This window comes from Nostoc sp. MS1, from assembly GCF_019976755.1.
GTDB lineage: Bacteria > Cyanobacteriota > Cyanobacteriia > Cyanobacteriales > Nostocaceae > Trichormus.
On the sequence record NZ_AP023441.1, the window covers coordinates 2869847 to 2893339 of the forward strand.

Sequence of the window (23493 nt, forward strand, 5' to 3'; positions counted from 1 at the left end):
CAAATAGGAATTATGGTACAAACATCTACGCCTACTAGAACCGTTGAGTTAATTACTGTTGATACTGCATTGACCGCAGTTAAAGCAGGGTTAAAAGAGAGTCAGAATTTAGGCGTTGGTGTATCCATCGCTGTTTACAACTCACTACTGACTTTAGTTGCTTTTGTGCAAGGTGATGGAGCAACGCCTCACAGCGTCGAAACCAGCAAACGCAAAGCCCAAACATCGGCTTCGATTCGTCGCCCTACTGGCACATTTTCTGATAACTTGGCTGTAGCTTTACCTTTAGCATCAGGCAATTTATTAACTAACCTTGGTGGCGGTTTGCCTATTCGTTTTGGTGGCGTTCATGTAGGAGCCATTGGTGTTGGTGGTGGGACTACCGACCAAGATATAGTCATAGCTAAAGCCGCTCTCAGTGCCATTGGTGCAGACCCCATAGATTAACCTCAGTGTCACATCGGGTTTTGGGCATATTTTATCTCCCTTACCCGGTTCTTTTTCCCCAAGTTTCAACTCCCCTAGCTAAATTCTCACCAAAATACCTGCATATCATCAGTATTTGGTGAGTTTTTCTATTTGAATAAAAGGGGAATGAAAATGCAGAGGAGCCGAGGAGAATAACTAATGACTATGGACTAATGACTAATGACCAATGACTAATAACTTTTATGATTAGCGGCATTTTTGAAAATTGTGTTGGCTCAAAAGATATTGAAGCTACTTTGAAATACTGGACTGAGTTTGGCTACAGAGAAGTAAATAGACGTGAGTTCGACGGAGCTAAAAAATGGCAGGAGGTAGAGCAGGCAAGTCTTTTGGATAAATATCAATAGATGGTTTTTTAGGCAAATAAGTATAAGCTGCCAAGCCTGCCATTAAATTAACCAAAAAGTTAAGTGGACTACGATGTCGAGAGTGTTCTATTTGACAAATATTTTTGAGATGGTCATTCACTGATTCAATGACTGCTCGTTTACGTAACAAAATTTTATCAAGCAACTTGACCAAGCGATTTTTCATGTTTTTCTTGGATTTAGTAATTAGCTCTAAACCTCGTTCGTATAACTCTTCAAATAATTTTTGTGAAACATATCCTCGGTCACCAAACAGTTTGCCAATCAAATCCTCAGTCATTTCTGGCACTGGCTTGCGGTCATCTACGTTGGCAGAAGTTAATTTAAATGCCAACAATTCACCTTGGTCATTAATTATCAAATGAAGTTTGAATCCGAAGTGCCAACCGACCGAGTTTTTGCCCCAATTTACTAATCCTTTAAATACTTTATGTGCATGGGCGCGGCAATTATGGCACACATTAATAGGCGTTGAATCAATAAAACTAATTCCCGTAATTTCTCCTGTCCTTGTATGCAAAAAGCAGCACAACAGCATTAAGCACCACGGCATCAATAAATGTTCGATATCCACTACCATGAAAGGCAATGACTATTGTCATCACTTCCGATATGCTCATCCTTGAGCGACTACGACGTTCTCCTGTTATCGATGGTAGCTGTGGGATCACTTGCCATAACTGTTCCCACTGTTTACAGAAATCATCTACATCACAGAATACTTGTGTAATATCGAGGCGAGATACAATAGTAGACATAGCCGAGACCCTGATTTTGTAATGATATTTTTTAGTCTCGGTCTTTTTTTATGTTTTTTTCACCCTCTTGCCATAAATTTTACTGTTCTTTGATTTCCTTGTTCGCCAATTCCTTTTTATACTAGCTTTCTGGCTTTCTTCTCTCATCGAACTCACGTTAAATAGAGGTCAATTCACAGCAGAACAAGCTGGTTTACTCTATGGCTATAAGTCAGATTTAATATCATTGCGGCTGCAAAATGGGAACTCGGCAAATCACGGACTAGTGCGGGTGATGGGGTGGCAAGAACCTCGGAATGAGGGTCTTGGTAATACTTTGCCGGTGGTCGTTGGTAGTCGCTGGTTTGCTTCTTTAACTAGGGCTTGCTGAAAAAGTCATTTCAAAGGAAGAGAAAAATTGATTAAGTAGTCAGTCCAGAAAAAAGATAAGTTTTTGTTGTTTAAGGTTTAATGAAATATCAGTTTCGATAATAGAAGAAGTAAAAAAAGACTCAGTTTTGAAAAATAGGCAAAAAAATACACAAAAAAGCCGTAATAGCAGAGTAGAAAGATTCATAACTAAAAAAGTTATGGCAATAGCGGTGAAAGAAGTATGAGGAAGTTTAGCCATAACTCTACCAAGGCTAAATCTTCGTTTACCTTGTCCAAACTTGCCCTCAATACAATTACGAATCCTTTCGTCATAAGCGGCTTGTTTCTTCTTTTCAGGGCTGACATTTTGGGGGGGTCTACCTAGTGGTGGGCCACTAATTCTAATTCCCCTTTCTTGACACCAAGCTCGATTCTCCCTCGTCCGATAAATCTTATCAACATGAACTGATTCAGGATAATATCCGGTGTAGTTTTTGTATGCTTCTACTTGTGATTTTAAGTCTCCTGATTCGTTAAAGTTGTCCCAACTAATATGGTCTAAAAATACATAGCCATCATAGTAACTAGCTGAAAACTTAGCCCCAAACTCTACTGTTCTCCCGGCTTTACCTCGGATAATCGGACGAATGTGTGGTTGGTTTAAACTGACAATGCGGTCTTGTATACTAATTTTTTGATTTTCATATAACCATAACTGTTGACGATAAACTTCTGCTACTACTAGCAACATCTTATATTGACTGTTGCTCAGTTTTAATAGTGACGCACCTAAATTTATTAGCTGCTGAATATGAGTTAAATTTCTGTTGATATATTGCAGTTGCTTTCTGATAGCTTTCCTTCTTTCTTTAACTGTTGGTTTTCTTTTCTTGGCTACTGCTAAATAATCCTTTCTTGCTTTGTTTCTGTAGGTTCTTGGTTTGTTGATATTTCTTACTAATAAGGACTTATATAATGTATCTATGATTGTTTCTGTTTGCTTTCTGGCTTGATTTAATAATCCTAAATCTGTCGGATAACTTATGTCTGCTGGCGCACAACTAGCATCTAATATTAATTTTCCTCTATTGGCTGGCTTACTTTTTGAATCCTCGACCTCTGGCTTTTTTGCTCTTACTTCTACCTCCTGTTTATTTTCTAACATCTTCCTGACTATTTCTTGATTGATTTTATTGACTAATTCTATATCTATCCTTTCTCTAAAATGAACTAGCATTGACGGGTCAAATGCAGATTCATTACTATATGCTGACATTCCTATAAAGTATTGCAGATACGGGTTCTCCCGAATTTGTTCTACTGTCTCTCTGTCACTTATTCCTAATTTTTCTTTAATTATTAATGCTCCCAACGCCATTCTAAATGTTTTGGCTGGCGCTCCCATTCTTGCTGAAAATATTTCTGCGTACTCTGCTTCAAATTTTGACCAAGGTATCATGTTCGCCATGATTACCCATCGGTTATCTGACGCTAGTTTTCCCCCAAAGGGTAGTTCAAAGTTTTCTGCTGCTTTTTCTTGCTTTTGCGCTCTTCGATACATTTTAACGCAACTTGCTACAAGGATTTTTACTTATCTTACCCTTTTTCTTTTCACCTTATTTTTCTTTCCTGACCCTGAAACTCTTCATTCTGCTATCTTTCGCCCTTATTCAGCCAGCCCTAACTAAAGATATTTATGCGATCGCTGATGCTTTTACTGATGATAAAGCTAACGGCGGACACTGGATTTATACTGAACCTGTCCGTGCTATTGAAGCGATCGGTAATGTTGGTACTGGCTTATATAATCGCTTTGTCGGTGTGCGGGAAATGTTTGTTATTGGGGCTGAAACAAGACAGGCATTTTTCCAACGTTACAATTATAACTGCCCTGGCTACGGCACAATTGAGCCAGATTCCCCACTCTTAGTAAGTGAAGGGACTCACTCTAGCTTGGTTACTTCTGATCATAGCTTTGTATCGTTTTATGCCGATGTTTTTGGATTGATACCACTAACTAATAGTAAGCGATCGGGTTATCAAAATCCTTCTACTCGCCAAATATTGATATTATCTGAAGGGCAAGAGTTTTATCTTTCGGCTTTTAGTTCACCTAAAACCAATGTAGGCTTGTTTCAAGTTTACAGCCCGCTTTATTCCACACCAGATAAGCGCGATTATTCTCAACCCGGTTCTTCGGGATTGAGTTTGTTTACATATAAAGTTGATGATATCGCGTCTTTTCATCAACGAGTCAGCCAGAGTGCGGAGACAAATATTAGCCCAATTTTAACTAACGAATTTGGCGAACCATCGTTTGGATTGATTGCACCAGATGGTACTTACTGGGTGATAGTAGGATTGATTTAGAGACACTTTTGATGCTGGACAATTCAAAATAAAAATAGGGCGGTTAATAACTGCCCTAGAAATAATAGCAGAGAAGAAATTTAACTATTAACTACTCAACAACACACTGAAAACAATACCTGCAACAATTAATCCACCGCCAAGGACGAATGACCAGAAACGATGGTAACTATTTACGATAGTACCGTTCTCACTTTGAAGTTGAATTAAATCCATCCAAGGCGCAACGCCACGACGGAACCAACCTACAGCCCCGACATCTTGACCAAGCAAGCTTTGTACTCGCTTCATCCCAAACAAAAAATTACCGATGGGGCCAAAGCGAGAGGAGTATTGTAAATACAGCATTCCACTACGGTCTTGAATCTTCAAATCAGAACCAAACTTATAACCTGCATCACCACGACCAATTAATACACCCTCCAACTTGGCGGGTTGTCCACGTAATGGACTGGCGTAAGGGTCTGACATGAGGGTGAGAACGTCGGTTTCTGGCGCTTGTTTATAGTCGGGGAACATTACAAAAGCTTTGATGATAATTCCCATCCCTATACCAATGAATGGCGCAGCAAAAGCCAAAGGCGAGTTACTTGCCCAAAGGATGGTAGAGATAACCAAACCTGTTAAGAAACCGATGGTTTCCGCCCCATACAACACCACATCTAAGAAGAAGTTACCGTAAAGCTTACTCTTACTCAAGGTTTTGCCTTCACCGATGACTCGTCCCATATCAAACTCAGTTGGTAAACCTAGCTGTTCGGCGTAGGTACTGAGGGCGCGGACTCGTTTACCAGTCAGAGGGTGAGTAGAATTTAACTCCATCCACCAACCCCACGGGTTAAAAATATCCCACAAAAAGACGCGACCAATTTTTTGAGTATCGGAGGCTACACGGTAGGCTGTACCAGTTGATGCGGCGGCTTTGGGGTCATAGATACCTAAAGCCCTTGTTCCTTCAACTAAGCGACTAGGCTCTTTTGACCGTGAACCTTCTTCTAGTATCCCGTAAGCAATTTTGACTAAGGCGCGGGATAAGCCGTTGGGGTTGCCTGTAGTTTCTGCGGCGAAGTGGTCAGCAAAGTATTCTCTAGTACGGGAGAGATACAAAACTAGGTAAGTACCGACCAAGTAAAATATGTACGCCACTAAAGCGGCTGTTTGCATTGCATCTTTGATTTTGCTATCGCCGCCGCCGCGTCCCAGTCTTCTGGCTGTGCTGTATATCAAGTAGCAAATTTGCACTAGGGTAGAGGCTATCGTCATGACGGCAAAGTCCCAATGGACGATGTGTCCTAGTTCATGAGCGTAGACGGTAGCAATTTCATCGTCATCTAAGTAAGTGAAAAGTCCTTGGCTGACAACTAGGCGGGCGCTATTAGGCAAGGAACCGTAAGTAAAAGCCGTAGGGTTTTGGTCGTTAATAATGCCCAGGCGGGGAACTTTGAGGTTTTTCTGCTGACAAACTTGGCGAATAACTCTGGCTGTCTCTGGACTATAGCTTTCCACCTCTGCTAACTCTACCCAGCGAGTTTGATAAAGCCAGCTTTGGGTTAAGTCCATGAGGAAGGGAGACAGGAAGAAGGCGAGAATATTAAAAACTAGGGTAATACCAATTGCGATCGCCAGCCCTTGCACTGGGTCGTCGCTACCTAAAATAAATACTAAGCTCAAACCTAAAGCCAACACCATGCCAAATAGCAAGGTCATGGTGACACCAGAGGCTAATACCAAACTACCACCAACGCCCCCCATCGCTAATTTCACGCCAGATGTAGCCGCACGCCCCGCTTTTTGGACGGCGTTAGACTGGCTTTGGAGATTTTGCGGTAAGGTTTGGCTAGCTTTTTGGGCCCAACTGCGTACTTCTGGGTTTTGGCTCATCATCAGCTTTTGACACATAATCGCAGCTTTTTCTGGTTCGCCTGCACCTTGATACGCTTTCATCAGCCACATTTGCGCAGATAGGTAGTCTGAGGAATTTTGATCAGCACAATTGCGGCAGAACTGTTCTAGTAGTTGAACTGCTTCTTGATAACGCCCTGCTTGAAAGGCATCTAATCCAGATTGCAATGACATAAAATCTCCTTAGTCAAGGAGTAGTATTTGATCCATGAATAGCCAATGGATACAATCTTTGTCATCACATTTTCGTAAAAATTTAAAATATTATTCAATTTATTATTTTTCTATTGATAAATACTGAAGCTCAGTAGTTCTAACATTACTTACGGGTGTTATCAATTTGGCATCAGTACAATCTAGAAAATTTCTGCATAATAAAGTTGAATAAATCATCATACTCATTGTTTAAACACAGTGAACCAGCGCTGTAGGAGGGTTTCCCTTCGTCGTCGACTGGTGAACCCGAAGGGAGACACAAAGACACAGAGATAGCAATAATAAAAAATTACATTGAGTTTTATACTTGCATTTAGTAACTTCAGCTTTTGTAAACGTAATAAATTAAACTACTGTTTGTCTACTGATATATAGTTGTTTGTGTCTCAAAAGACTCATAAAATCATCGTCTTTTCGGTCATTAAAATCTGCTCATAATAACTAATATTTTTGCTATTAATAAAAATAAAAAATTCTGATTTTAGTGCTAATAAATTTCGAGTTGCTATACTTATAAAACAATGAAATAAGCATAAAAATAAGTCAACAAATTTAATTACAGTACAATCATTAATCGCTGTAGTTGATGAATTTGTTTGTTGATATGGTGGTGCTTTTATACCAATCTCACAAATAAAAGCGTACGGAGAGGTAAATCAAATCATGAAATACGTACATAAATTCTTAGGTACACTTTTAATAGTTAGTACCGGAATTTCGTCATTGCCGCATATAGCAAATGCAGTGACTCTTAGTAATGGTGAGGTTGCTTTTGTTCAACCGCCGCGTCTAGTTAGTGCTTCCACCCCATACACTGATACTAGCTTCCCTAACCCCACCTACTACTTTACTGTAGAAGTACCAGCCGCAGCCGGAGAAGCGTTACAGCAAGTAACCTTTACCCAACGGAGTGGAACGGAAAATATTGAGTTTGCACCAAATGAAACGATCGCCTTTGTCGGTACGCGCCACCGTCAAGGACAAAGTTTAGCAGTGAGAACACTCAGAAGTGACACACAAAGACAGACTGTAACTGTCACCTTTGATTCTCCCATACCACCAGGGCAAACTGTGACAATTGGTTTACGTCCCGATCGCAATCCCTTCTATGATGGGGTATATTTATTTGATGTAACCGCTTTTCCTTCTGGAAAGCAAACAGCCGGGCAGTCACTCGGCGTTGGTCGCTTACAGTTCTATTCAGACACGACCACAGAAAGCTAATGTCATCAGGCGCATCGAAATTTATTCGCACACCATTTGCTATTTTATTTTGGGACAAGAGAAATCTTGTCCTTTATTTTTAGGACTTTTTTGTTGCCATAATCACATTTTTGGTGAGCATTATCACTAATTCTTAATATCCTCTTGTATTTTTCCTTAATCTATGCAAATCTCATACTTATATAATACGGTAAATCTATAGAATTAACGTATTATATTGATGGTTGAATTTCTCAATAGTCTAAACGTAGCTTGTGAGCAGTTATCTCAATCTCAACGTGATGGCTGATAACTGAATTTGATATTTAAAAAGTTAGGAGATTTGAAACATCGTGAGTGCTTATCAATCGGAGTTAGGCAGCAACTCGCAACTAGAACTAGAGGCTGATGTTTTAGTTATCGGCGGTGGGCCGTCTGTAACTTGGGCAGCTTGGAATGCAGCATCTAACGGAGCCAAGGTAATTTTAGTAGATAAGGGTTACTGCGGAACGAGCGGAGCCACCGCACCTTCTGGGACTGGTGTGTGGTGCCACCAGAACCCCAACAACGGGAAGCCGCAATGGCTAGCCGAGAAGCATTAGGGGGGTTCCTCTCAGAATGGCGTTGGATGGAACGGGTATTGGATCAGACTTACACCAACCTCAATCAATTGGGCGACTGGGGCTATCCTTTTCCTGTAGATAATGACGGTCGTTATTTTTTGGACGAAATCAGTTGTTGAAGCAGTGTAGTTACCAATGTTTTAAACTCTGGCTTTTCAATTGAAGAATAAAAAATTTATTAGCCATAGTTTAAGAGATGGTCTGCTTAAAAACTCAATATTAATTCTGAAACTAATATGCCATAAATCATACAAATACTATTTTTTGGTAATGGATTTAGATGTTTATATAAGTATACTTGCTCAATTTTTGCAATTGATTATTTTTGATAATTAATACCTACGATGAGAAAATATGATAACGGTTCAGACTCAGAGTTAAACAAAAAAGAATTTTTGTTTAAGAAAACAAAACAAATTATTATTTAACGAGATACTTAAAAGTTAAATATATATTGATAATTTCTTATATAAGCAGTTTTTAAAATGCAAAAAATACGCAGAAGATAATACATTCGTATTACAGGAGATTGCAATCATGTTTTTTGGATACATTGAGAAAGAACTATTAGGGATAGAAATTGACCCAACTAACCAAACCACAACATTACCAGAAAGCTTACAGTTACAAATAAATAAGGGACAAGGCAAACAAGATATTTGGGAATGCCAGTGTGAAGAGATACAGGCGGCGATTAAAAAACAGAGTGAGAAAAAGCTGAAGTAGAAAGCTTTTTTAAGGGCGAATTGGTATAAATGTATGGATAAATAGTTAAGGCGCATCGTAATGGATTTTCAAGAGCAAACAGCTCTGACTACCGCTAATAACAGCTTTAGTAAGCGTAGTACAGTTTTAATATTAGCGATCGCCTGTGGATTAGCGATCGCCAATGTTTACTATAACCAACCACTACTAGGACACATCGGACGCAGCTTAGAAATTCCTGTCAAACAAGTAGGATTTATTCCCTTCTTAACTCAAATGGGCTATGCAACGGGGCTACTTTTGCTAGTTCCCTTGGGGGATAGAATGGAACGCCGCAATTTAATTACTACGATGCTATTGTTGCTGTCCTGCGCTTTAGTAGCTGAAGCCACATCTCCTAATTTGATTTGGTTATCTATAGCTAGTTTTGCGCTAGGTTATTGTAGTATTGTGGCGCATTTAGTGTTGCCCTTGGTTGCATATATGACAGCCCCAGAACAAAGGGGTAAAGTAATTGGCACATTATTAAGTGGCATGATTCTTAGTGTCCTGTTAGCGAGGACTGTTAGTGGGGCAATTGGCGAACATTTTGGTTGGCGGAGTGTATATGCGATCGCCGCAGGTTTGATGATCATCTTAGCTTTAATAGTTAGAAAAGAAATACCTGTAAGTAAGCCCTCATCTACACTCTCTTATCAGCAATTAATGGCAAGTCTTGTAGATTTATTTCGCCAGCAACCTGTATTGCGAGAAGCTTCATTTAATATTGCTTTAATATTTGCCGCCTTTAATATCTTTTGGGCTAGTTTAATCTTTCTTTTAGAGTCACCTATTTATAATTTCAACGCTCAAGTTGCGGGTCTATTTGGTTTAGCTGGTATTATGGGTGCTATTAGTACCCCTATTGTTGGCAGATTAACAGACGAGCGTGGGCCAAGAATGTTAGTAGGAATAGCGGTGTCCCTTGTCTTATCAGCTTTTGTCATCCTTTGGTTAGCGGGAACTTATTTAATGGGTCTAGTGGTGGGAGTGATCATTTTAGACTTGGGGATGCACACTGGCTATATCTCCAACCAAATTCGTGTTTATAACTTGGTTCCCAATGCCGAAAGCCGTTTAAACACGGTTTATATGGTCATAAATTACAGTGGTGGCGCACTAGGTTCTTTTATGGGTACTTACGTTTGGGGTTTATGGCACTGGAATGGTGTTTGTGCATTGGGATTCAGTCTAATAACTATCGCTGCACTAATTCACTTTAATACACGCCAAAGAAAACTAATTCAAAGCCCTTAAATTACGAACTACTAACTACGAATTAAGAATTACGAATTACGAATTATTAAATTTCTTTCACCTAGCAAGAGAAGGAACCAATACCAATGACACACCTATTTGAACCATTGAGGATTCGTGAAGTAACTTTTCGCAACCGCATCGCCGTGTCACCGATGTGTCAATATTCCAGTACTAATGGCTTTGCCAATGATTGGCACTTGGTTCATTTAGCTTCTCGTGCTGTAGGTGGGGCGGGTTTAGTCATCTCAGAGGCGGCGGCTGTGGAACCTCGCGGACGCATTAGCCCCCAAGATTTGGGAATTTGGTCAGATGCACATATAGAAGCTTTAGCGAGAACTGTCAGCTTGATTCATAACTTTGGTGCTGTAGCAGGTATTCAACTAGCCCACGCCGGGAGAAAAGCCAGCACCGCTAAACCCAGCAAAGGGGGAAAAGTTTTAGATGAGTCTCAGGAGGGTTGGCGGCCTGTAGTATCTAGTAGTGCGATCGCTTTTAGTAAAGAAAGCCCAGTACCCGAAGCCCTGAGTATTGAAGGTATCCAGCAAGTTATCCAAGCCTTCGTAGAAGCTGCCAAGCGTTCTTTGCAAGCTGGTTTTAAAGTAATAGAAATTCATGCAGCCCACGGGTATTTGCTACATCAATTCCTTTCCCCCTTAGTTAACCAACGTCAAGACGATTACGGCGGTAGTTTTGAAAACCGTACCCGCATACTACGAGAAGTAGTTGAGGCAGTTCGTGAGGTATGGCCAGAGTCTTATCCTTTATTTGTCCGCCTCTCTGCTACCGACTGGATAGATAAGGGTTGGGATATTGAACAAAGTATTGCCATTAGTGACAAACTTAAATCACTAGGCGTAGATTTAATAGATTGTTCTTCCGGTGGTGCGATACCAGGTATTAATGTACCTGTGAAACCCGGATACCAAACTCAGTTCGCCGAACGTATTCGCCAAGAAGCGAATATTGCTACAGGTGCGGTAGGTTTAATTACGACACCAGAACAGGCCGACCAAATTATTCGTAGTGGTAAAGCCGATATAGTTCTGTTAGGGCGCGAACTCCTCCGCAACCCTTACTGGCCACACTTAGCAGCCAAACAACTAGGACATGAGAAACATTGGCCAGTTCAATATGATAGAGCTTGGTTGTAATAGCCTTGGGTAATTGGTAATAGCTAATAGGTAATTGTTTGAGCCACTACCCTGCGGATAGTCCTACGGAGAAGTAAGCCACGCCAGTTTCCTACAGTGGGAGACTCACCCATTACCCATTACCTATTACCAACCCTCACGATATGATAAGTGTTTAAACGGACATGATATTACTTGACAAACTGAGGCATGATTTCCGCCGCCGTAAATATGCCGTAGATACCGCGTTGGTGCAACTGTACGCCAGCTTTGAGATAACCAAATGCGGGGCCACAGACATTGGCTGCCATGCTGGTTTCATCTCCTAATGTAAAGGTATGGGTAGAAATTTTCCCTTCAAAGGTACGTCCTGTGACTTTTACATTGGTGCTGAGGGGTTTTTTAGGATTGCGGGTATCAACTACACCACCAACAGTCACGCGATCGCGCTCTACTATCCCTGCTAACTCTAGCATGACATCATCGGCGTGTTCCATATTTTCTAAGGTCAGCACGCCGTTAGTTTTGTCTAGTAATGCTTCCACTTCTGCATCAGTCATCGCCCTAGCGGCTTCGACTGTGTAACTAGGCATATGTCCAATATCTTCACGGACGGTGGCGCGGTAAGCTTCCCAATTGGCAATACCTACACCAAAAGTAATTTCTACTTTATGAATTTCGGCATAGCTTTGGGCGGCTAAGGCGGCGGCGGCGGTTAACAGTCCGGGTGTTGCACCACATCCTGTCATGTAGGTAATACCAGCCGCTTGCAATTCTTCTTTCATAGCAATTAGCTGTTCTACCGCACTGGTACGCTTAATCGCATCTACCAGCACACCACGCCAACCAGATTGAATAAATTGTCTAGCTACGGAAGGGATAAAATCGTTGGGTAGGTTGGGTAAAGCCAGAAAATAGCCGTCTACAGGTTGGGCGCTGTCGATTAAATCTTGAATACTGTTATTGGTTAAATTGCCGATAGGTTCTAAATAACCGACTGAACCTTGAGACTGATAGGTAGCAATGCAATCTTTAAAATTTAAACCCTCGGCGGCATAAGCATAACCTTTTTGGTCTGCCACTGCTACTAGGGTCATTTCCCGTTTACCTGCAAGTACCTTGGCGGCTGCTTGTCCGAGTCCACCAAAACCTAGAACTCCCACACGTATAGCTGGCGCAATATTTGCTGTACTCATAGTCAATTACTTAAGTTGAATCACAAGTTTTGAGGATGAACCATCTTGGGTGATAGCATCGCTCAAAGCTATAAAGGTTAATTATGCTTCATTATCCTGGTTTCTTCCCCAACCAGATCAATTTTTTCACCAGAAATTGTTGCTGAGTGATTCACACTTGAGCAAATTTTTATGTGAAATTGCATTGCAGGCTGATTTGTACACGTACTGAAGTATTCAAAAGTAATAAGTTTTTTCCGCTATCCTATAAGAGTAAATCATTGCCCGATTTAGAGATGGTTACTTTACCCGATAGCATTTTCATGAATGCTGAGGAATATTTTATTTGGGAATCAGCCCAAGAACTACGCTACGAATATTGGGATGGTGAAGTTGTTGCAATGGTTGGTGGTACGCGCAACCATAATCGGGTTTCTGGCAATTTTTTCAGATTATTAGATGATGCTTTAGCCGATCGCTACTGCGAAGTGTACATTGTAGATGTGAAGGTGCAAGTGGAACCAGGACAGAAGTATTTTTATCCTGATGTGGTGGTTACTTGCGACGAACGCGATAATGATCCACTATTAATACAATTTCCTAGTTTAATTATTGAAGTGTTATCACCTTCAACCGAAGCAGTTGATCGCGGGAAAAAGTTTGCTGCATATCGTCGTTCTCAAACTTTACAAGAATATGTCTTAGTCCAAGTAACACAACCGGGTGTAGAAGTATTCCGGCGCAATGAACAGGGGAAATGGGTATTGTATGAGTATAATTTAGATGACAAATTGCGGCTTGAATCTGTGAATATAGAAATTGCGATCGCTGATTTATACCGACAAGTTGAGTTTGAAGCTGAAGTAACCAAAAGTTAATAAATGATTACACATATCTAAATTGATGTGGTGCAGTTTCCAAACACCTAGCACCCATCGGCAGTAAAACCATTGTCAATCCAATTTTAGAAGTTATTTGTCTAAAAAGGAACCATGTTAATAATTGCTGGAAATTTTAAAACCATTTTTTCATAAGCTTCTCGTGCAGCTTCTCTTACTTCAACATTACTATCTTGTAAAGCTACAATTATTGCCTCTGCTGCTCTGTAATCTCCAATTTCTCCTAATGCCCATACACATTCTTTACGAATATCTGCATCATCGTTTTTCAAAGAATCAATTAATACGTCTACACTTTTTAGCATAAAAAGTAGAAATACCACTGTTCGTTTAATTATTGCCTCACTACTTTCTGAAGCATTTATGAAAGTGATTATTTCTTCATCTTCTAAAGTTTCTACATAACATCTAATTTCGTTGTATTCTAATTCACTAATATTATTGACGCTATATTCTGATTCAGTTAACAACTTCATATATAAAGAAAGTTTAGCTATGGAACGACTTTGCCAGTATTCTTCCTGTAGGCTTTTCAAGCGAAATCTTATTTTCTTACAATCATCTTCCTGATAGATAAGTCTTGTCGCTATTTGACGAATGCGCGGATCTTCACTATTATTACCGATTTTTTGAACTAACTGTGCTAAAACTTCTGGTATTTTTGGATTATTAAATTTAATCCAATCTAAGACTATCCTTTCTATGGATTCCCAAGATGGCAGACTTAATAAGTTTTCTATCTCAGATTCAGCAAATTGATATGAGTTATATTTATACCAAATATGAATACCTTTATGTTTCTTATCGGTAGATGAATATCATATCATGCTCTTACTATTATTTTCTTGCCTATATTCTGCTATGGTTAGCATCATATTTGTAAGGCTGGTATAGTACATTTCACGAATCCAGAAACCATCTGACCAGTAACCGAAATCTAGCCAGTTTATTTCTCCTTTTTTACTGACTATAATATAACCTTGGTCACTTTCTTCAGGACTAAAAAATAGCTTTAGAAAGTTGGAGTGGAAATGGTTACTAAATCTCCATCTATCATCTTCTGTACCAGGTTGATATGTTATTGATATATCCTGTAAAGTAGGAAATGTAAACCCATCAAAAATATAGTCATAGAGACCGATATCATCAGGTATAGAGCCATTTCTCCATTTATATAGTTCACGAACTTCTGTTGGTAACTGAACTGACCAATCTTGAGTAATTTGGTCTATTTCCTCATCTGAAAGACCGGGCTGTAATAATGTTACTTGTGATGGAAAATGTTTTTGCTCCCATTTAAGTATTTGCTCTAAGGCTTCAGTTAATAATGACATAGCAGTAATCTATAATTGCTGTTGAGAGATCGCTCATTAAGTCTCAACCGCATTTTAGCTTTTTAAAATAAAATAGGATTTAAACACATAAAGGCAAAGTACCCAATTATGGCGATCGTTGTTTCCTTGAATCCAGAATTAGAAGCCAGACTGCGCCAGAAAGCAGCACAACAAGGAAAAGATGTGAGTTCGGTTGCTTCTGAATTGCTAGAAGGTATCCTAGAGTGGGAGTTGCAAGACTCTCAAGAAGCTATTGAGGGCATTCAACGAGGATTAGAAGACTTTGAAGCGGGTAGATATCGTTCCTTTGATGAGTTCGCTGAGGAACAGCGTCGCAAATATAACCTACCTATTGATTCATGAAATATCGTGTAGAAATTTCCAGCGTAGCAGAATCAGAAGCAGACAAAATATTTTTACAGTTGTCTCAAGTTACTTCTCCTGAGAAAGCAAGCCAATGGTATGTAGGGCTACTGCAAATCATCCAGTCTCTATCACAAATGCCAAAGCGATGTTCTCTAGCTAGAGAAAATGATTACTTTAGCCAAGAAATCCGCCAAATACTTTACGGTCGAGGACGCAATTCATACAGGATAATTTTCACAATTGTAGATGGGCAAGAAATATCTACAGTTCGTCTACTTCATATCCGTCATGCCTCACAGCAAACTCTTGGTGAAGTACCAGATGACTCAGACGCGACCTAATTTGATTCATACTAAAATTTAATGTTTAATGGCTTGCTATCAGCGTTTGGATGCAGAAACTTTTTCGCTGGCTATGATGTGTATATCGATATTTTTTAGTAAGCGGACTAATGTTTGCGTTAAAGAACCTTTAAGGAACATTTGCCAACGAGAACGCTGACTTTCGCCAATGACTATTTGTGTAATACGATATTTTTCTGCAACTTGAGCGATCGCCTGAGCTACATTATTATTAGTCTCTCTAATGAAAGTGCCGTCAAATTCTTTACACAATTTCTCACAAGTATCTATGTGTAAGCTTTCTTCTTTAGTTAGGAAGCGTTCAGGATTAGCAACGAATAATACATATAAGGGTGCATTCATGTAGTTAGATATTCTTGCACCCCTGCGTAAAAGTTGTACTGAATTGGGGTAAGTAGATACACAGACTAAAACTCGTTCATGAATGTTACAAAATTGTCCGTTGGGGATAGTGGCGATCGCTTCTTCTTCTACGTTGTCTGCTACTTCACGTAAGGCTAATTCCCGCAACGCAATTAAATTACGGCGTTGGAAAAAGTTATCCAGAGATTGTTGAATTTTCTGTGGTGCGTAAATCTTCCCTTCTAATAACCGTTCTTGTAATGTTTCTGGTGTAACATCTATTACTATTATCTCGTCTGCATCATCAAGAATCCTATCGGCTACACGCTCCCTAACTACAACACCAGTAATTCTCGCTACTACGTCATTGAGGCTTTCCAAATGCTGCACATTCATTGTGGAATAGACATCAATCCCTGCGGCTAAGATGACTTCCACATCTTCGTAGCGTTTTTCCCGTGGCGAACCAGGAACATTAGTATGAGCGAGTTCATCGACTAACACTAACTGGGGCGATCGCTTGATAATAGCCTCAGTATCCATTTCAGTTAATGTTAGTCCGCCTCTGACAATTTCCTGACGAGGTACAACTTCTAAACCTTCAGCTTTATCGGCTGTCTCCTTGCGTCCGTGGGTTTCTAAAAGCCCAATAACGACATCAATCCCTTCTTGTTTAAGTGCGTGCGCTTCTTCTAGCATCCGGTAAGTTTTCCCTACACCCGGAGCCATACCAATAAATATTTTGTGCTTACCCCGTTTTAATTGGTAATTTGTCATTAGTCCATAGTCAACAGTTAACAATTAAAAATCTTATCGATTTTGCTGATTATTCAAATCTTGCAAATCAAGAGCAGCGTTTAAGCGTAAAACATTGACTCCTGGTTCTCCAAAAATCCATAAAAACCTGCCATTAGTGTACTTATTAAGTAAAGGTAGAATTTCATCTGGTTGGATACCACGGGCGCGGGCTACTCTTTCTATTTGTTGTCTTGCTGCTTGAATAGAAATATGGGGATCTAAGCCTGAACCAGAACTATATATTAAATCTTCAACGGGTTGAATATTCTCATCGCGGAGTTGATTTGCTTCTTCAAGAATACGGTTTAATAGAGCCGGGTTGCTAGGAGCTAAATTACTACCACCAGATATACCAGTTGGTCTAGCTCTCCTTCCTTGACTATATCTTGTCACACTGGGACGACTATGAAAATACTTTTCGGAAGCGAATACTTGACCAATTAAAGCAGAACCAATTGGTTCCGCTCCTTCTATAGGGTAAATGATGCTACCGTTAGCTTGAGAGGGAAATAATCCTTGACCAACTACTAAAATAGCCAGAGGATAAATGATGGCTGTAATTAACCAAAATATGAGAGTAATGCGAATTGCTTTTAAAAGTTCTCTAATGAGTGACATATAAAATTTTCCGGCTACTGTTGAAGTTTTAATTTTGTAGTTGTAGATTTCCCTTCAATTTATTTAGCATCATTAAAAGCGTTCTGGCTGAAAAACGACGGTAAATAAGTAAATGACAAGTGCAGTTAGCACTAATGCTAATACGCGAAAAGCCCAAGCAGAGGTTTGATTTACAGTAATCCCCGTAACCGCATAAGCTGCTGGATGAAAGAGCAGATACACACCGAGAGTAATTGCGATCGCTAATAATAAATGTTGTTTACGCATAGTTAGTTAATAGTCAATAGTCCATAGTCATTAGTTCTTCTCCTCCTCATCTCTTTTATCTCACTACTTCACGCCAACCCAACGAGGGTAATTAACACATCGATCAATTTAATGGCGATAAATGGGACGATAACTCCACCTAAGCCATAGATTAAAATGTTGCGTTGTAGTAATTGATTAGCAGTAAGAGGTCGAAACTGTACACCTTTCAAAGCTAAGGGTATGAGAGCGGGAATAATTAGGGCATTGTAGATTAACGCAGATAGTACGGCAGAATTGGTACTGGTTAAGTTCATAATATTGAGGCTTTGCAGATTAGCCGATGCAAAGATGACGGGAATAATTGCAAAGTATTTAGCAATATCGTTAGCAATGGAAAATGTGGTTAATGCGCCCCGCGTAATCAGTAATTGTTTACCAATACCGACAATATCAATCAATTTTGTGGGATCTGAGTCCAAATCAACCATGTTGGCGGCTTCTTTGGCGGCTTGGGTTCCTGTATTCATGGCTACACCGACATTAGCCTGGGCTAAGGCTGGGGCATCGTTGGTTCCGTCTCCTGTCATGGCTACGAGTTTGCCTTGGGCTTGTTCTCGTTGGATGACGCTAATTTTATCTTCCGGGGTGGCTTCGGCAATGAAATCATCAACTCCAGCTTCTTGGGCAATGACAGAAGCGGTGATGCGGTTGTCACCAGTGAGCATGATTGTACGTACACCCATGCGCCGCAATTGGTCAAAACGCTCTCGAATGCCAGATTTCACAATGTCTTTGAGGTAGATAACACCGTAGATTTCGTTATCTAAACAGACTGCTAGAGGTGTACCTCCCTGTTGGGAAACTCGCTCAAAGGCTGTATCTAACTCTGGGGTAGTTCCTCCATTGCGCGATCGCACAAATCCCTTAATCGCTCCGACTGCTCCCTTCCGCGCTTCCCTTCCACCCGGTAGGTTAGTACCACTCATGCGTGTTTTGGCGGAAAACTCTACGCCTTGGGCTAGGTTGGTGTCGAGGTCATACCTTACACCAAATTTCTCAGCTAGACGAACAATAGATTTACCTTCAGGTGTATCATCAAAGACACTAGCAGCCCAAGCAACGCTGGCTAATTCTTCGATGGAATGACCGTTGATAGGGATAAACTCCTCTGCCAAGCGATTACCCAAGGTGATAGTGCCAGTTTTATCTAATACTAGAGTGTTCACATCACCGCAAGCTTCCACAGCCCGTCCTGAAGTAGCAATAACGTTGAATTGGGCGACTCTATCCATACCCGCAATACCGATCGCACTGAGTAAACCGCCAATGGTAGTGGGGATCAATGCAACTAACAGGGCAATCAAAATTGAGACATTGACTGGAGTATCGGCGTAGTAGGCAAATATAGGTAAGGTGGCGACAACAAATAAAAATACCAAGCTCAACACAGCCAGCAATACCGTCAAAGCAATTTCATTTGGCGTTTTTGTCCGTTCCGCACCTTCTACTAAAGCAATCATCCGGTCAATAAAACCTTTACCTGGGTCAGCCGTTATTCTGACAATGAGTTCATCAGAAATAATCCGCGTACCACCAGTAACGGAACTGGCAATATCTGAGCCTGATTCCTTGAGGACTGGGGCTGATTCTCCGGTAATTGCCGATTCATCAACTGAGGCGACACCCATAATTACTTCCCCATCGGCGGGAATGATGTCACCAGCTACTACATATACAGTGTCGCCTTGTTTGAGGTTGGTGGAAGGGACATCTGTAATTGTGCCATCGGGTGAAAGTAATTTGGCGAGGGTTTCCGATTTGGTTGAGCGCAAAGCATCAGCTTGGGCTTTCCCTCTACCCTCGGCTACGGCTTCGGCAAAGTTGGCGAACCAAACAGTAAAGAACAAAATCGCTGTTAAGATGCCATTGAAAAGCTGGGGATTTTTCTGCTGAGTCGGGCCGAATAAATTAGGTTGAATTGTGAGTGATAAAGTGATGAGCGTTCCCACCCACACCAAAAACATCACAGGATTTTTAATGGCTAATTTGGGATTGAGTTTAACAAAAGCATCCCTAATTGCCCGGAGGTAAATACCTTTGGTTTTGATTTTAGCTTTCTTGCGTGCCTGACGGCGATCGCTTGGGCGAGAACGGGTTTTATTTTTTGGGGTAGGTGCAGCGTTCATGGTGGGGAGTAGGGAGTAGGGAGTGGGGAGTGGGGAGTGGGGAAAGAGAAAGGGAGTAATTATTTTCTCCTCTGCTCCTCTGCTCCCCTGCCTCTTCTAACTACCAGAGGCTAGTTTAAATGCTTCGGCGATGGGACCTAAAGCAAGGACGGGGAAGAAGGTTAAGACTCCTAATATCAAAACTATGCCGGCGGTGACGGTGGTAAATAGTAGGGAATCTGTCTTTAAGGTTCCTGGGGTTTGGGGTACAGTTTGCTTACGGGACATACTGTCAGCCAAGAGTAGCATTGCCACAATTGGAACGTAGCGTCCGATGAAAATGCTAACGCTGGTGCTGAGATTCCACCAGAGGGTATTGTCTCCCAGTCCTTCTAAGCCGGAACCATTGTTAGCACTGGCTGAGGCGTACTCATAAACTACCTGGGAAATGCCGTGGTAGCCAGGGTTAGTAATACCCGCAAGAGAAAAAGGATAGGCTAGGGCGATCGCACTGGGAATTAAAACTACTATGGGGTGAATTAGTAATATTAAGCTGGCGAGAACGATTTCACGTTTCTCAATTTTGCGTCCAAAGATTTCTGGGGTACGTCCTACCATTAATCCTGTCAAAAATACGGTGAGAATCAGGTAAATAAATAGGTAAGCTGTGCCAGTTCCCTGTCCACCCCAAATTATTTGTAAGAATAAGTTAAATAAAGTCGCAAATAGTCCTTGAGGCATTAAAGCATCGTGCATACCGTTGACTGCGCCGCACATGGTGGCGCTTGTCATCACTGCCCATAATGCTGTTTCTGCCCAACCAAAGCGCAATTCTTTGCCTTCTAGATTCGGTTTCTCTATTCCTAAAGAGCCGTTAACTAGAGGATTTCCTTGTAGTTCGCCAGTTGCGGCTACCCACACCAGAATTACAAATACGATAAAGACCATCCAAAACAACAGCCAAGCCTGTTTGATATTTTTGGCAAATACTCCGTATGTATAAATCATGGCTGCGGGGATCGCAATCATGGCAATGCTTTCTATCAAGTTAGTCGCACCGTTGGGATTTTCAAAAGGATGAGCGGAGTTAGCTGCAAAAAAACCACCGCCGTTTTCACCCAACATTTTGATCATCTCGAAGGATGCTACCGGGCCTCTGGCAATATATTGTGTTCCACCTTCTAGGGTAGTTATAGTTAATGTTGGGCCTAATGTTTGGGGTACGCCTAACAAAACTAAGACGATCGCACCAATTACCGAGATGGGCAATAATATTCTGGTGATCCCACGGGTGAGATCAATATAGAAATTTCCTAGCTTTTTACCTGTTAAACCACGAATAAAAGCAATACCGACTGCTAAACCAGTAGCGGCTGAGGTAAACATCAAAAATCCCAAAGCTGCTACTTGGGAGAAGTAACTGAGGGTTGTCTCACCAGCGTAGTGTTGCTGGTCAGTATTGGTGACAAAGGAAATTACTGTATGCAGTAGAATATCCCAGCGAGGTACACCTAAACCGTTAGGATTCCACGGTAATAACCTTTGATAATGTATCAGTGAATATACTAAAATACCCATGAATAGGTTAGTGTACAGTATTGCGCGGATATACTGCCAACCATTCATGTCATCTTTAGGACGAACACCCGATATTACATAGATACTGCGCTCTATTGGGTTCATTAAAGGATCGAGTATCGTTCTTTCTCCCAAGAACACACGCGCTATGTATCTACCCAAAACGGGGGTAATTGCTATGACAATACATAGCATTAAGCCGATTTGTAACAAACCTTGTCCCATTTATTTCATACCCAAAGCCAATGGAATGTCATGAAACTAATTATTAGATATAAAAAATAACCTGTTTACTGAGAAGAGTGTGAGCAATTTGGCAACTTCTGCGATCGCTCAACTAACTCTACATAAATTACTTGTTTAAACCATAACTATTTTTTACTTGCTGTTTAAAGTCTCCATCAAGAATAGTTAAATTTACTTTTACACATATATTTGACTTATTAACACTCCTGTTTATACAACACATCCACAAGATTGGCTACTGAATGGTTGTAATAATTACCTGATGGCAAATTAACTAAAAGTATAATATTATACAAAATTTTGTATATGCTCAGGATGAATATAGGATCTAACTTTTAATAGTTTTGAGGAATAAACATATTAAGAAATAATAGCTAAGTAGAAGGACTAAATTAAACCTACTTACTATTAAATTTAAAAAGAATATGTGTGCAGAACAATATAATCATCAAAGTGTGTTAATTGTCGGTGGAGGCCCGGCTGGTTTTGCTACTGCATTAATGTTGGCTAAACGCGGTTGGACTGATATCACAGTTCTAGAACAAAGAAGCACAGCAGATTACTATGAACCAGACAAGTCCTTTAATTATCTAATTGATGGTCGGGGTCAAAAGTTCACAGATTATCTAGGAATGACTTCTAAACTGTCAGCAATAGGCGTTTCCACCCAAAATTTTTACTTAACAAGAATAGCCCCAGATGGTAGCAAGAAATTATCAAAGTTGCCTATTGTAGACCCTAAGCGAAAAACTTCTTATTGGATTACAAGAAAGGCTTTTGTCAGAATGTTGTATCAGGAAATTGAACATAATTGGCAAAATTATATCAAAGTATTGTTCAATGCTAAATGTGTCGAAATTAACAAGATACCTGTCAATCACAATGAAGACAAACTAGATGTTATTGCTGAGGTCGGTAAGGATAATTTTATTAAATTTGCACCTAGTCTTCTAGTTGGTTGTGATGGTCTTCGTTCTGTAGTTCGCAATACCTTGGCAGAGTGGGATACCTCCGGGTTGAATAAATTTCAGATGCAGCTTTTCCCCTCTGATAGTGCTGGTTTGAGGTATAAAGTTTTAAGCTTACCACCGAAGCTACCTTTGGACAACAAGGGTGAAGAAGATACCGTAAGTGAAATGGCTTATGTTGTTATGGGCGTATTGCGTCATCCTCAGCGTTCTTTACGTCTTGGTTTATTACCTGTAAAAGACCCAGAGGAACCACGGACAGCAAATGTTATAAATAAACCAGACCATGAGGTTTGGAATTTAAAAGATGGCGAGGCAATTTACAGCTTTTTTGAGAAATCTTTTCCTCAATTACCCTTAGACAAAATATTATCCCCAGAAGAAGCAGACCGTTTTGCTAAAAGTGAAGGCGGTTATTTCCCGAAACCTCAATACTGTTCTGGACTCCAATTTTTACTGAGACACAAGCCAGAAAGTAAAGATGCTTCAGCTATTGGGGTAGTGCTGTTAGGTGATACTATTCATTGCTTCCCGCCAGATATCGGACAGGGAGTAAACTCAGCGTTAGAAGATGTTCTTGTTCTGGATGAAGCGCTTTCTCAGACGAATGATGACATCTCCCAAGCACTACCTTTATATGAGTCCTTGCGAGTTGCTGATAGCAAAGCTTTAATTAGGCTTGTCCAAATTGCTTTTCCCTGGCAATACGGTCAAGACCCCTTCCGCTCTAAGCTATGGAGTATCAAGTTGTTTCTCAAGCTTGCACTCAGTCGCCTCTTACCCTTCCTACTCAGTCCACCAGCATATTTCCTCGTCCGAAATTACCAGCTTTCTTACCAAGAAATTCTGTTTAGAGTCGAGCGTACCAACAAAATTCTCTACGTACTTGGGCTAATAATATTGTGTGGATTGTTAGTTGTGGGCGATCTCTGGCGATTATAACAGTTGACAATTGACAATTGACAGTTGTCCATAAGAA

At 40.6% G+C, this 23493-nt stretch carries 20 protein-coding genes and 2 pseudogenes; 11 read left to right on the forward strand and 11 right to left on the reverse strand.

The features are described from left to right. Positions 1 to 12: 12 nt before the first annotated feature. Positions 13 to 447 (forward strand): GlcG/HbpS family heme-binding protein, encoded by a 435-nt coding sequence (locus NSMS1_RS12425; protein ID WP_224093534.1) that lies wholly within the window; start codon positions 13 to 15, stop codon positions 445 to 447. A gap of 336 nt (positions 448 to 783) precedes the next feature. Here NSMS1_RS12425 and NSMS1_RS12430 read toward each other — a convergent pair. Further along, positions 784 to 1615: pseudogene (locus tag NSMS1_RS12430) on the reverse strand (IS982 family transposase). Between the two features lie 409 nt (positions 1616 to 2024). Next, on the reverse strand, positions 2025 to 3527 hold the full coding sequence (locus NSMS1_RS12435; protein ID WP_224085439.1) for an IS5 family transposase: 1503 nt from the start codon (positions 3525 to 3527) through the stop codon (positions 2025 to 2027). 11 nt (positions 3528 to 3538) lie between these two features. On the opposite strand from NSMS1_RS12435, the gene NSMS1_RS12440 reads away from it, so the two are divergent. Beyond that, positions 3539 to 4336 carry a hypothetical protein gene (locus tag NSMS1_RS12440; protein WP_224093535.1) on the forward strand — a complete coding sequence of 266 codons (798 nt, stop codon included), beginning with the start codon at positions 3539 to 3541 and terminating at the stop codon, positions 4334 to 4336. Positions 4337 to 4423: 87 nt separating this feature from the next. On the opposite strand, the gene NSMS1_RS12445 is transcribed toward NSMS1_RS12440, so the two are convergent. Continuing rightward, complete coding sequence (locus tag NSMS1_RS12445) at positions 4424 to 6412, reverse strand: zinc metalloprotease HtpX (protein ID WP_224093536.1); 1989 nt, start codon at positions 6410 to 6412, stop codon at positions 4424 to 4426. Positions 6413 to 7117: 705 nt separating this feature from the next. On the opposite strand from NSMS1_RS12445, the gene NSMS1_RS12450 reads away from it, so the two are divergent. The 5 genes and pseudogenes from NSMS1_RS12450 to namA all read left to right on the forward strand — a co-directional run bounded on the left by NSMS1_RS12450 (position 7118) and on the right by namA (position 11435). Further along, positions 7118 to 7678, forward strand: coding sequence for a DUF2808 domain-containing protein (locus tag NSMS1_RS12450; protein ID WP_224093537.1), 561 nt, complete (start codon positions 7118 to 7120; stop codon positions 7676 to 7678). Between the two features lie 332 nt (positions 7679 to 8010). Then, a pseudogene (locus NSMS1_RS12455) lies at positions 8011 to 8372 on the forward strand (FAD-dependent oxidoreductase); the annotation flags it as partial. A 445-nt stretch (positions 8373 to 8817) separates the two neighbouring features. Further along, positions 8818 to 9006: a hypothetical protein gene (locus NSMS1_RS12460; RefSeq protein ID WP_224093539.1), complete on the forward strand. Its 189-nt coding sequence runs from the start codon at positions 8818 to 8820 to the stop codon at positions 9004 to 9006. Between the two features lie 60 nt (positions 9007 to 9066). After that, on the forward strand, positions 9067 to 10281 hold the full coding sequence (locus NSMS1_RS12465; protein WP_224093541.1) for an MFS transporter: 1215 nt from the start codon (positions 9067 to 9069) through the stop codon (positions 10279 to 10281). A gap of 86 nt (positions 10282 to 10367) precedes the next feature. After that, positions 10368 to 11435, forward strand: coding sequence for an NADPH dehydrogenase NamA (gene namA / locus NSMS1_RS12470; RefSeq protein WP_224093543.1), 1068 nt, complete (start codon positions 10368 to 10370; stop codon positions 11433 to 11435). Between the two features lie 170 nt (positions 11436 to 11605). Here the strand turns inward: namA and bioU are convergent, their stop codons facing one another. Continuing rightward, positions 11606 to 12610 carry a (S)-8-amino-7-oxononanoate synthase BioU gene (gene bioU, locus NSMS1_RS12475; protein ID WP_224093545.1) on the reverse strand — a complete coding sequence of 335 codons (1005 nt, stop codon included), beginning with the start codon at positions 12608 to 12610 and terminating at the stop codon, positions 11606 to 11608. Positions 12611 to 12885: 275 nt separating this feature from the next. On the opposite strand from bioU, the gene NSMS1_RS12480 reads away from it, so the two are divergent. Then, complete coding sequence (locus NSMS1_RS12480; RefSeq protein ID WP_224093547.1) at positions 12886 to 13467, forward strand: Uma2 family endonuclease; 582 nt, start codon at positions 12886 to 12888, stop codon at positions 13465 to 13467. A gap of 101 nt (positions 13468 to 13568) precedes the next feature. On the opposite strand, the gene NSMS1_RS12485 is transcribed toward NSMS1_RS12480, so the two are convergent. Continuing rightward, positions 13569 to 14024, reverse strand: a complete 456-nt coding sequence (locus NSMS1_RS12485; protein WP_224093549.1) for a HEAT repeat domain-containing protein — start codon at positions 14022 to 14024, stop codon at positions 13569 to 13571. A 282-nt stretch (positions 14025 to 14306) separates the two neighbouring features. Next, a complete protein-coding gene (locus tag NSMS1_RS12490; protein ID WP_224093551.1) occupies positions 14307 to 14822 on the reverse strand; it encodes an SMI1/KNR4 family protein in 516 nt (171 codons plus the stop codon). A gap of 108 nt (positions 14823 to 14930) precedes the next feature. Between NSMS1_RS12490 and NSMS1_RS12495 the strand changes: the two genes are divergently transcribed. Together NSMS1_RS12495 and NSMS1_RS12500 are read left to right on the forward strand one after the other, a co-directional pair. Further along, positions 14931 to 15185: a hypothetical protein gene (locus NSMS1_RS12495; RefSeq protein ID WP_224093553.1), complete on the forward strand. Its 255-nt coding sequence runs from the start codon at positions 14931 to 14933 to the stop codon at positions 15183 to 15185. Further along, a complete protein-coding gene (locus tag NSMS1_RS12500) occupies positions 15182 to 15529 on the forward strand; it encodes a type II toxin-antitoxin system RelE/ParE family toxin (protein ID WP_224093557.1) in 348 nt (115 codons plus the stop codon). The genes NSMS1_RS12495 and NSMS1_RS12500 overlap by 4 nt, the downstream gene beginning before the upstream one ends. A 39-nt stretch (positions 15530 to 15568) precedes the next feature. Here the strand turns inward: NSMS1_RS12500 and NSMS1_RS12505 are convergent, their stop codons facing one another. From NSMS1_RS12505 to kdpA, 5 genes are all read right to left on the reverse strand, one after another. Further along, complete coding sequence (locus NSMS1_RS12505; protein ID WP_224093561.1) at positions 15569 to 16669, reverse strand: universal stress protein; 1101 nt, start codon at positions 16667 to 16669, stop codon at positions 15569 to 15571. A 33-nt stretch (positions 16670 to 16702) separates the two neighbouring features. Beyond that, positions 16703 to 17308, reverse strand: a complete 606-nt coding sequence (gene kdpC, locus NSMS1_RS12510) for a K(+)-transporting ATPase subunit C (RefSeq protein WP_224093563.1) — start codon at positions 17306 to 17308, stop codon at positions 16703 to 16705. Between the two features lie 72 nt (positions 17309 to 17380). Next, a complete protein-coding gene (locus tag NSMS1_RS12515) occupies positions 17381 to 17575 on the reverse strand; it encodes a potassium-transporting ATPase subunit F (RefSeq protein ID WP_224093565.1) in 195 nt (64 codons plus the stop codon). A gap of 68 nt (positions 17576 to 17643) precedes the next feature. Beyond that, a complete protein-coding gene (gene kdpB / locus NSMS1_RS12520; protein WP_224093573.1) occupies positions 17644 to 19743 on the reverse strand; it encodes a potassium-transporting ATPase subunit KdpB in 2100 nt (699 codons plus the stop codon). Between the two features lie 96 nt (positions 19744 to 19839). Continuing rightward, positions 19840 to 21525: a potassium-transporting ATPase subunit KdpA gene (gene kdpA / locus NSMS1_RS12525; protein WP_224093575.1), complete on the reverse strand. Its 1686-nt coding sequence runs from the start codon at positions 21523 to 21525 to the stop codon at positions 19840 to 19842. A gap of 446 nt (positions 21526 to 21971) precedes the next feature. On the opposite strand from kdpA, the gene NSMS1_RS12530 reads away from it, so the two are divergent. Further along, complete coding sequence (locus NSMS1_RS12530) at positions 21972 to 23456, forward strand: FAD-dependent oxidoreductase (protein WP_224093577.1); 1485 nt, start codon at positions 21972 to 21974, stop codon at positions 23454 to 23456. Positions 23457 to 23493 lie beyond the last annotated feature (37 nt).